We start from the raw sequence: 8,224 nt of genomic DNA, 5'->3' as shown, positions 1-8,224 counted from the left end.
GGCCGTGCGGGCCGGCGAGGTGGACGGCGGCATCATCAGCTCCTCGGCCATGCTGGGCCAGGTGGCGGCCGGCAAGGTCGTGCCGCTGGCCGTGACCACGCGCCAGCGCAACCCGCTGGTGCCCGGCGTGCCCACCGTGGGCGAGCTGGGCCACAAGGACCTGGAGCAGGAAGTGCTGTTCGCCCTGTGGGTGCCGGCCGCCACGCCCGAGCCGCTGGTCGCCAGGATCCAGTCCGCGCTGGAAAAGGCCATGAAGGATCCGGCCCTGCGCGAGCGCATGCGCGCCAACGACCTGTTCTATGAAGGCCTGACCGGCCCGGCCGCCGCCGAACGCATACAGGCGCTGGCCGACCGCTACCGGACCGTGATCCAGTCCACCGGAATGAAGATGGAATGAGCGCCGCCGCTTCCCGTCCACAACCCTGCACAGAGCGCATTTCCATGTCCCGTCCCAATATCCTCTTCATCGTGGCCGACGACCTCGGCTATGCCGACCTCGGCTGCTACGGCGGCCGCGCGGCCGACTTCGGAGCGGTGTCCCCGGTGCTTGACCGCCTGGCCGCCGGCGGCCTCAGGCTCACCCAGGGCTATGCCAACTCGCCCGTGTGCTCTCCCACGCGCTTTGCCCTGGCCACGGCGCGCTACCAGTACCGCCTGCGCGGTGCGGCCGAGGAGCCCATCAACAGCAAGACACGCGGCACGCCGCTGGGCGAGAAGCTGGGCCTGCCGCCGGACATGCCCACCGTGGCCTCCATGCTCAGGGATGCGGGCTACCGCACGGCGCTGATCGGCAAATGGCACCTGGGCTACCCGCCGCACTTCGGCCCGCTGCGCTCGGGCTACGAGGAATACTTCGGCCCCATGTCGGGCGGCGTGGACTACTTCACCCACCTGAGCAGCTCGGGCCAGCACGACTTGTGGGTGGGCGAGGAGGAACACCATGACGAGGGCTACCTGACCGACCTGCTGTCGCAGCGCAGCGTGGACTTCGTCCACCGCATGGCCCAAGGCGATGCGCCCTTCTTCCTGAGCCTGCACTACACGGCGCCGCACTGGCCCTGGGAAACGCGCGAGGACCGCAGCACGGCCGAGGCACTGGGCGCAGGCATTGCCCACCTGGACGGCGGCAACATCCACCAGTACCGCCGCATGATCCACCACATGGACGAAGGCATAGGCTGGATCGTCGAGGCGCTGCGCGCCAACGGGCAGCTGGACAACACCCTCATCGTCTTCACCAGCGACAACGGCGGCGAACGCTTCTCCGACAACTGGCCCCTGGTCGGCGGCAAGATGGACCTGACCGAGGGCGGCATACGCGTGCCCTGGATCGCGCACTGGCCAGCCGTCATAGCGGCGGGCCGCAGCAGCCCCCAGCACTGCATGAGCATGGACTGGTCGGCCACGGTGCTGGATGCCGCCGGCGTGCAGGCGCCAGAGGGCCATGCGCTGGACGGCATCTCGCTGCTGCCCGTGCTGCGGGCCGAAGATGCCGAATTCCCACGCACCCTGCACTGGCGCATGAAGCACCGCGGCCAACGCGCGCTGCGCGACGGCGACTGGAAGTACCTGCGCGTGGACGGCATCGACTACCTGTTCGACCTGGCCAGCGACGAGCGCGAGCGCGCCAACCAGGCAGTGCGCGCGCCCGAGCGTCTGGCCGCCATGCGCAGCGCCTGGGAAGACTGGAACCAGGGCATGCCGTCCATCCCCGAGGAGGCCACGGTCAGCCTGGTCTCTTCGGCCCGCGACATGCCCCAGCGCTGAACCGCGCTCCAAGGGGAAAAACGAAGGCGCCGGCACTGCGGCACCCCATGCCCGACAATAGCGGCCATGCTTTTGACCGCGCCCCTGGTGTCCTCCACCCAAGCCCCGCTGGAGGAAACGACCGAATGGATCATTCCCTATGCCGGCGGTCCGTCCTCGGATGCAGCGGATGACGCTGCCGTCGCGGCCGTCTGGGGCGGACTGGAGCTGCCCCATCTCCAATCCCTGCTGGCGCTGATGCAGCCCGCGCCCGCACAGACCGGCACGGAGATGGATTTTTCTCCCCCCCACGAACGCGCCCTGGCGCACTCGCTGGGCCTGCCCGATGCACCGGGCCTGATTGCCTGGGCCGCCTGGCAGGCCGGTGTGACGGCGCAGGCCTGCGCCTATGTCACGCCCTGCCACTGGCACATAGGCGCAGACCAGGTCCACCAGAGCGATCCCGCCACCACACCCCTCAGCGATGAGGAATCCCGCCAGCTGCTGGCCCTGCTGGCGCCCTGGTTCGCTGACGACGGCATCGTGCTGGAGTACCAGCAGCCGCAGCGCTGGCTGGCGCGCGGTGCGCTGTTCGATGACCTGGCCACGGCCTCCATGGACCGCGTCATCGGCCGCGACGTGCGGCCCTGGCTGCCCGATGCGCAGCAGGCGCGCGCCCTGCACCGCCTGCAAAGCGAGGTGCAGATGCTGCTCTACACCCATGTCTTCAACGATGCCCGCGCCGCCCGCGGACAGGTGCCCATCAACGCCTTCTGGGTCCACGGCGCCGGGCGCCTGCAGCCCGGCATGGCCACCGGCGCCAAGGCCGCCGTGCAATGCCTGGACGACCTTCACGCCGCAGCCCTGCAGGGCAACCCCGCTGCGTGGCGCGAGGCCTGGAAGGCGCTGGACGCCGGGCTCATCGCCCGCCTGCTGGAGCGCGTGCGCGCAGGCCACCCGCTCACGCTGACGCTGTGCGGCGAACGCCATGCCATCGCATGGAGCAGCCGCCCGCCGCGCTGGCTGGACAGGCTGACGGGCCTTTTCGGCCCCCGCGCCCTGCCCGACCTGGGCCGCATGCTCTGACACACTGCCCATGAAAATCATTCCCCGCGAGATCCCTGCGCAGCAGGCCTGGGCACTGCGCCAGGCCGGTGTCCACCCGCTGCTGGCCCAGCTCTACGCCGCACGCGGCGTGTGCTCCGCCGACGAACTGGACGACACGCCCGCGCGCCTGCTGGCCCCCTCGGGCCTGCTGGGCATGGACGCCGCCGTGCAACTGCTGGCCGACGCCATAGAACGCGGCCTGCGCCTGTGCATCGTGGCCGACTACGACTGCGACGGCGCCACCGCCTGCGCCGTGGGCTGGCGCGGCCTGCGCATGCTGGGCGCGACCGAGGTCGGCTACCTGGTGCCCGACCGCGTGGTGGACGGCTACGGCCTGACACCCCCCATCGCGCGCCGTGTCAAGGAAACCGGCGCCGACGTGATGGTCACCGTGGACAACGGCATTGCCAGCGTCGAAGGCGTGGCCGAGGCCAAGTCCCTGGGCCTGCAGGTGGTCGTCACCGACCACCACCTGCCCGGCAACCACCTGCCGCTGGCCGATGCCATCGTCAACCCCAACCAGCCCGGCTGCAGCTTCGAGAGCAAGTCCATGGCCGGTGTCGGCGTGATGTTCTACGTGCTGCTGGCCCTGCGAGCCGAACTGCGCGCGCGCGGCCGCTTCGACAAGGCCAGCCAGCCCCGTCTGGAGGCCCTGCTGCCCCTGGTCGCCCTGGGCACGGTGGCCGACGTGGTCCGGCTGGACGCCAACAACCGCCGCCTGGTCGCCCTGGGCCTCAAGCAGATACGCCGGGGCCAGATGCAGCCGGGCCTGCAGGCCTTGTTCGACGCGGCCGGCCGCAAGGCCTTTGCGGCCACCACGTTCGACTTCGGCTTTGCCCTGGGCCCGCGCATCAATGCAGCAGGCCGGCTGTCCGACATGACCATCGGCATCGAGTGCCTGACCACAGACGATGCGGGCCGCGCCGCCAACCTGGCCCAGATGCTGGACGCCATCAACCGCGAGCGCCGCGAGCTGGAAGGCGGCATGCGCGAGCAGGCCCTGCTCATGGCCGAGGGCCTGTGCACGGACGGCATGACGCCGCCGGCCGCCATCAGCGTGTTCGACCCCGATTTCCACGAAGGCGTGGTCGGCATCGTGGCCTCGCGCATCAAGGACCGCATGCACCGGCCCAGCTTCGTCTTCGCAGCCAGCGGCGCGCCGGGGCACGAGCATGAACTCAAGGGCTCGGGCCGCTCCATTCCCGGCTTTCACCTGCGCGACGCGCTGGACCTGGTATCCAAGCGCCACCCTGGCCTGCTGCTGCGCTTCGGCGGCCACGCCATGGCGGCCGGCTGCACCATTGCCGAAGCCGGATTCGCCGTGTTCGAGAAGGCCCTGGCCCAGGTGGCCCAGGAATGGCTGGACGCGGCCACGCTGACGCGGCGCATAGAAACCGACGGGCCTCTGGACCCGGATTTCCGCAAGCCGGAAATGGTCGAGCAGCTCAATCTCGCGGTCTGGGGCCAGGGCTTTGCGCCTCCCACCTTCAGTGAACAGCTGGAAGTGCTGTCACAGCGCCTGGTCGGGGAAAAGCACCTGAAACTGCAATTGCGCCATCAGGGCGAAACCGTGGACGGCATCTGGTTCGGCCATACCGACCCGCTGCCGTCATCGGCCTGCATTGCATTTCGCATGGACATCAATGAATGGCGCGGAGAGCGCAAGGTGCAATTCCTGATCGAGGGCGTTCATTCGGACGTTTCCTAGAGATTCCACCGGCCCTTCACGGCGCCGCTCGGTTAATATCCCCGGTTTTTTGCAACAATTTATTGCAAATTCATTCCAAGAAAACCGGGGAAAAACTCATGACTTCTCGCCTGTGGCCTTGCACGGCCATTGCCATCACCCTGGCCGCCGGCCTTTCCGGCTGCGCCACCACCGAGCAATCGCGCACGCTTGAAACGGCCAAACCCGCTTCTGCATACAGCGCCTATCAAGGCCCGCGCAGCCCCATTTCCGTGGGCAAGTTCGACAACCGCTCCAGCTTCCAGCGCGGCATTTTCTCGGACGGAGTCGACCGCCTCGGTGGCCAGGCCAGAACCATCTTGGTAACCCACCTGCAGCAAAGCGGCCGATTCAGCGTGCTGGACCGCGACAACATGTCCGAGACCCGCCAGGAAGCGGGCTTCAACCGGCAGGAGCAGGCGATCAAGGGCGCCACCTACGTCGTGACCGGCGACGTGAGCGAGTTCGGCCGCAAGGTGGTCGGGGACCGCCAGTTCTTCGGCGTGCTCGGCCGTGGCAAGGAGCAGGTGGCCTATGCCAAGGTCAGCCTGAACATCGTCCGGGTGCAGACCTCCGAAGTCGTCTATTCGGTGCAGGGCGCAGGCGAATACAGCCTGTCGAACCGCGAAATCGTGGGATTCGGCAGCACGGCCGGCTATGACTCCACACTCAATGGCAAGGTGCTGGATCTGGCCATCCGCGAAGCCGTGGACAAGCTGGCGGCCGGCATGGACAGCGGTGCATGGAAGCCCGCGCAATGAAGCAGATTCCCCATTCGGCCGCAACCCTGGCTGCACTGGCCATTTGCGCCTCGTTGGCCGGCTGCGCCGCACCGCGCCAGCCGCTGTATGCCTGGAACGATTACCAGCCCCAGGTCTATCAATACCTCAAGGATGACGGAAGCACAGGCGCCGAGGACCAATTGCTCAAGCTGGAAGAAACCCGCCTGAAGGTGCAGGCCGAGGGAAAGGCTTTGCCCCCCGGCTATCGCGCCCATATGGCCATGCTGTATTCCCGGACCGGCAACAACGAAAAGACGGTGCAGCAATTGGCAGAGGAAAAGCAGCATTTCCCCGAATCCGCCAAGTTCATGGACACGCTGCTGCAAACCTTCACGGCCCGCAAGGATTGAGATGCGCCTGAGCACACACATCAAGACCCTGGCCCTGGCCATGACCGTCGCACTGACCGGGTGCGCCACCACTGCGCCCTATGACTATTCGGCACTGCGGGCATCCAAGCCTGCATCCATCCTGGTCATGCCCGCGCTGAACCAGTCGCCGGAAGTGAATGCGCCGGCCGGCGTGCTGTCGCAGATCACGCTGCCGCTGGCCGAGGCTGGCTACTACGTCCTGCCCGTGGCGGTCACCGAGGAAATGTTCCGCCAGAACGGCATCGTCAGCGCCGACGATGCGCAGGAACTGCCCGTGGCCAAGCTCCGTGAAATCTTTGGCGCCGATGCGGCCCTGTACCTGAACATCCGCAACTACGGCACCAGCTATGCGGTGATCAGCAGCGCCTCGGTGGTCACGCTGGACGCCAAACTGGTGGACCTGCGTACCGGCACACAGCTGTGGGACGGCAGCGCCACGGCCTCCAGTGCCGAAGGCCAAAGCTCGGGCGGCGGACTGGTCGGCATTCTGGTGACGGCACTGCTCAACCAGATCCTGGACACCATGAACGACCGCAGCGTGCAGATCGCCTCCATCGCCAACCAGCGCCTGCTGTCGCCCATGGCGCAGCGCGGACTGCTGCCGGGCCCGCGCTCGCCCGACTACGGCAAACCGCGCAACTGACGAAGGCCTGCAGGCCGGCGCACATGCACGCGCCGGCCTGCATCCCCGCTCCTCCCGCTAGAAGGTCTCCCAGTCGTCGTCCGCGCCGGCCTTGGCAGGTGCCCGGGCGGGCGCCTTGGCCACAGGCGGCTGGATCTGGGGCGCCGGTGCATTGCGCACGGCGGCAGCCGGGCGTGCCGCGGGCGCGGGGCGCGCCGCCGCTGCAGGGGCTGCTGCCGGTCGGCGCGCCACGGCGGCTGAACTGGCGGGCGCCTGCGCCCGGGCCGGTGCCAGCGCACTGCCTTCCTGCCCCAGCTTGAACACCGCCACCACCTCGGACAGGCGCCGCGCCTGGTCCTGCATGGCCAGCGCAGCCGCGCTGGATTCCTCGACCAGGGCCGCATTCTGCTGCGTCATCTGGTCGAGCTGGCTCACGGCCTGGTTGACCTGGCCAATGCCGTCGCGCTGCTCGGTGGACGAGGCGGTGATCTCGCCGATGAGGTCGCTGACGCGGCGCACGCTGGAGACGATTTCCTCCATGGAGCGCCCCGCCTGCTCCACCTGCTGCGAGCCCGACTGCACGTTGTCCACGCTGGTGGTGATCAGCAGCTTGATCTCCTTGGCGGCCTCGGCACTGCGCTGCGCCAGCGAACGCACCTCGCCGGCCACCACGGCAAAGCCCCGGCCCTGCTCGCCTGCGCGGGCCGCTTCCACGGCGGCGTTGAGCGCGAGGATGTTGGTCTGGAAGGCAATGCCGTCGATCACGCCGATGATATCGGCGATCTTGCGGCTGCTGTCCGTGATCTGCTGCATGCTGGTGACCACCTGGGCCACCACGGCGCCGCCCTGCTCGGCCGCCTGCGCGGCCGTGGCCGCCAGCTGGTTGGCCTGGCGCGCCGTATCGGCCGACTGGGTGACGGTGGCCGTCAGCTCTTCCATGCTGGCCGCCGTCTCCTCCAGATTCGCCGCCGTCTGCTCGGTACGCGAGGACAGGTCCTGGTTGCCGCTGGCGATCTGGTTGGAGGCCGTGGACACGGACTCCACGCCCGAACGCACCTCGCCCACCACGCCGCGCAGCCGCTGGGCCATGCCGTTGAGCGCCTGCAGCAGATGGCCCAGCTCATCGCCCCGGTTGCTTTGCACCGACCCCGTGAGGTCGCCTGCGGCAATGCCGTCGGCCAGCGCCACGGCCTGGTCCAGCGGCCGTGTGATGGAACGCATGATGGCCATGCCCATGAACAGGCCCAGGGCCACGATGAGCGCGCTGGCCAGGGCGCCGATCCAGTAGGCCCGGGTGCGGTGGGCGACGCCCTCCTCGCGCGCCAGCTCGCTTTGGCGCTCCTGCTGCTGCACAAAGGCTTCCTGCGCCGTGTTGTAGCGCTCGGCCGCCGGGCGCAGCTGCTTTTCCACGATGTCGAAGGTGGAGGCGAAGTCGCTGGCCTTGCGCGCATCCTGGGCCGCCGAGTTGGCCTTGAGCGTTTCCCGGCGCTCGGCCGCCACGGCCTCCAGCGCCTGTTTGCCCTTGGCATCGAGCTGCAGCTCGCCCACCTGCTTTTGCAGCACGTTGATGCGTTCTATGCCCTTGCTCATCAGCGCGCGCTGCTGCGCGGCCAGCGTCTCGTCGGGTGACATGGCCGCGACGATGGAGCGCTCCACGCTCATCTGGGTCAGATGCCGCCACTCGCGCGCCAGCGTGGCGCCGCGCTGCGCGGTCATCACGTCGGTGTTGATCTTCTCGTTGACTCCGTGCAGATAGAACAGGATGCCGCCGTTGACCGCCAGCATGCTCACCAGCAGTCCCAGCACCAGGGCCCAGAGTTTCTGGGCGACGGTGATTTGATTCAGATTCATGGAAAAACCGATCTTTTTT

8 protein-coding genes are annotated in these 8,224 nt (G+C 68.3%); 7 read left to right on the top strand and 1 reads right to left on the bottom strand.

Annotated elements, in window-relative coordinates; translation table 11 throughout:
* From ACF8LI_RS25265 to ACF8LI_RS25235, 7 genes are all read left to right on the top strand, one after another.
* Positions 1-397: Bug family tripartite tricarboxylate transporter substrate binding protein (locus ACF8LI_RS25265; protein WP_392453860.1), on the top strand; the 397-nt coding region annotated here is incomplete at its 5' end.
* A 44-nt stretch (positions 398-441) separates the two neighbouring features.
* Positions 442-1,767 (top strand): sulfatase, encoded by a 1,326-nt coding sequence (locus ACF8LI_RS25260; protein ID WP_392413466.1) that lies wholly within the window; start codon positions 442-444, stop codon positions 1,765-1,767.
* A 66-nt stretch (positions 1,768-1,833) separates the two neighbouring features.
* Complete coding sequence (locus ACF8LI_RS25255; RefSeq protein ID WP_392413468.1) at positions 1,834-2,832, top strand: phosphoglycerate mutase; 999 nt, start codon at positions 1,834-1,836, stop codon at positions 2,830-2,832.
* A gap of 10 nt (positions 2,833-2,842) precedes the next feature.
* Positions 2,843-4,561 carry a single-stranded-DNA-specific exonuclease RecJ gene (gene recJ, locus ACF8LI_RS25250; RefSeq protein WP_392413470.1) on the top strand — a complete coding sequence of 573 codons (1,719 nt, stop codon included), beginning with the start codon at positions 2,843-2,845 and terminating at the stop codon, positions 4,559-4,561.
* Positions 4,562-4,659: 98 nt separating this feature from the next.
* Positions 4,660-5,340 carry a CsgG/HfaB family protein gene (locus tag ACF8LI_RS25245; protein ID WP_016445723.1) on the top strand — a complete coding sequence of 227 codons (681 nt, stop codon included), beginning with the start codon at positions 4,660-4,662 and terminating at the stop codon, positions 5,338-5,340.
* Positions 5,337-5,711, top strand: coding sequence for a DUF4810 domain-containing protein (locus tag ACF8LI_RS25240; protein WP_016445722.1), 375 nt, complete (start codon positions 5,337-5,339; stop codon positions 5,709-5,711). Before ACF8LI_RS25245 ends, ACF8LI_RS25240 begins: the two co-directional genes overlap by 4 nt.
* Before the next feature lies 1 nt (position 5,712).
* Positions 5,713-6,375 carry a DUF799 domain-containing protein gene (locus tag ACF8LI_RS25235; RefSeq protein ID WP_017407772.1) on the top strand — a complete coding sequence of 221 codons (663 nt, stop codon included), beginning with the start codon at positions 5,713-5,715 and terminating at the stop codon, positions 6,373-6,375.
* A gap of 57 nt (positions 6,376-6,432) precedes the next feature.
* On the opposite strand, the gene ACF8LI_RS25230 is transcribed toward ACF8LI_RS25235, so the two are convergent.
* Positions 6,433-8,205 (bottom strand): methyl-accepting chemotaxis protein, encoded by a 1,773-nt coding sequence (locus tag ACF8LI_RS25230; protein WP_046984442.1) that lies wholly within the window; start codon positions 8,203-8,205, stop codon positions 6,433-6,435.
* Between the last annotated feature and the right edge of the window lie 19 nt (positions 8,206-8,224).

Source organism: Delftia sp. WSY_12, assembly GCF_043104645.1.
GTDB classification, from domain to species: Bacteria; Pseudomonadota; Gammaproteobacteria; order Burkholderiales; family Burkholderiaceae_C; genus Comamonas; species Comamonas tsuruhatensis.
The sequence above is the reverse complement of the archived record's forward strand: the minus strand, read 5'-3'. Positions and strand labels throughout refer to the sequence as shown.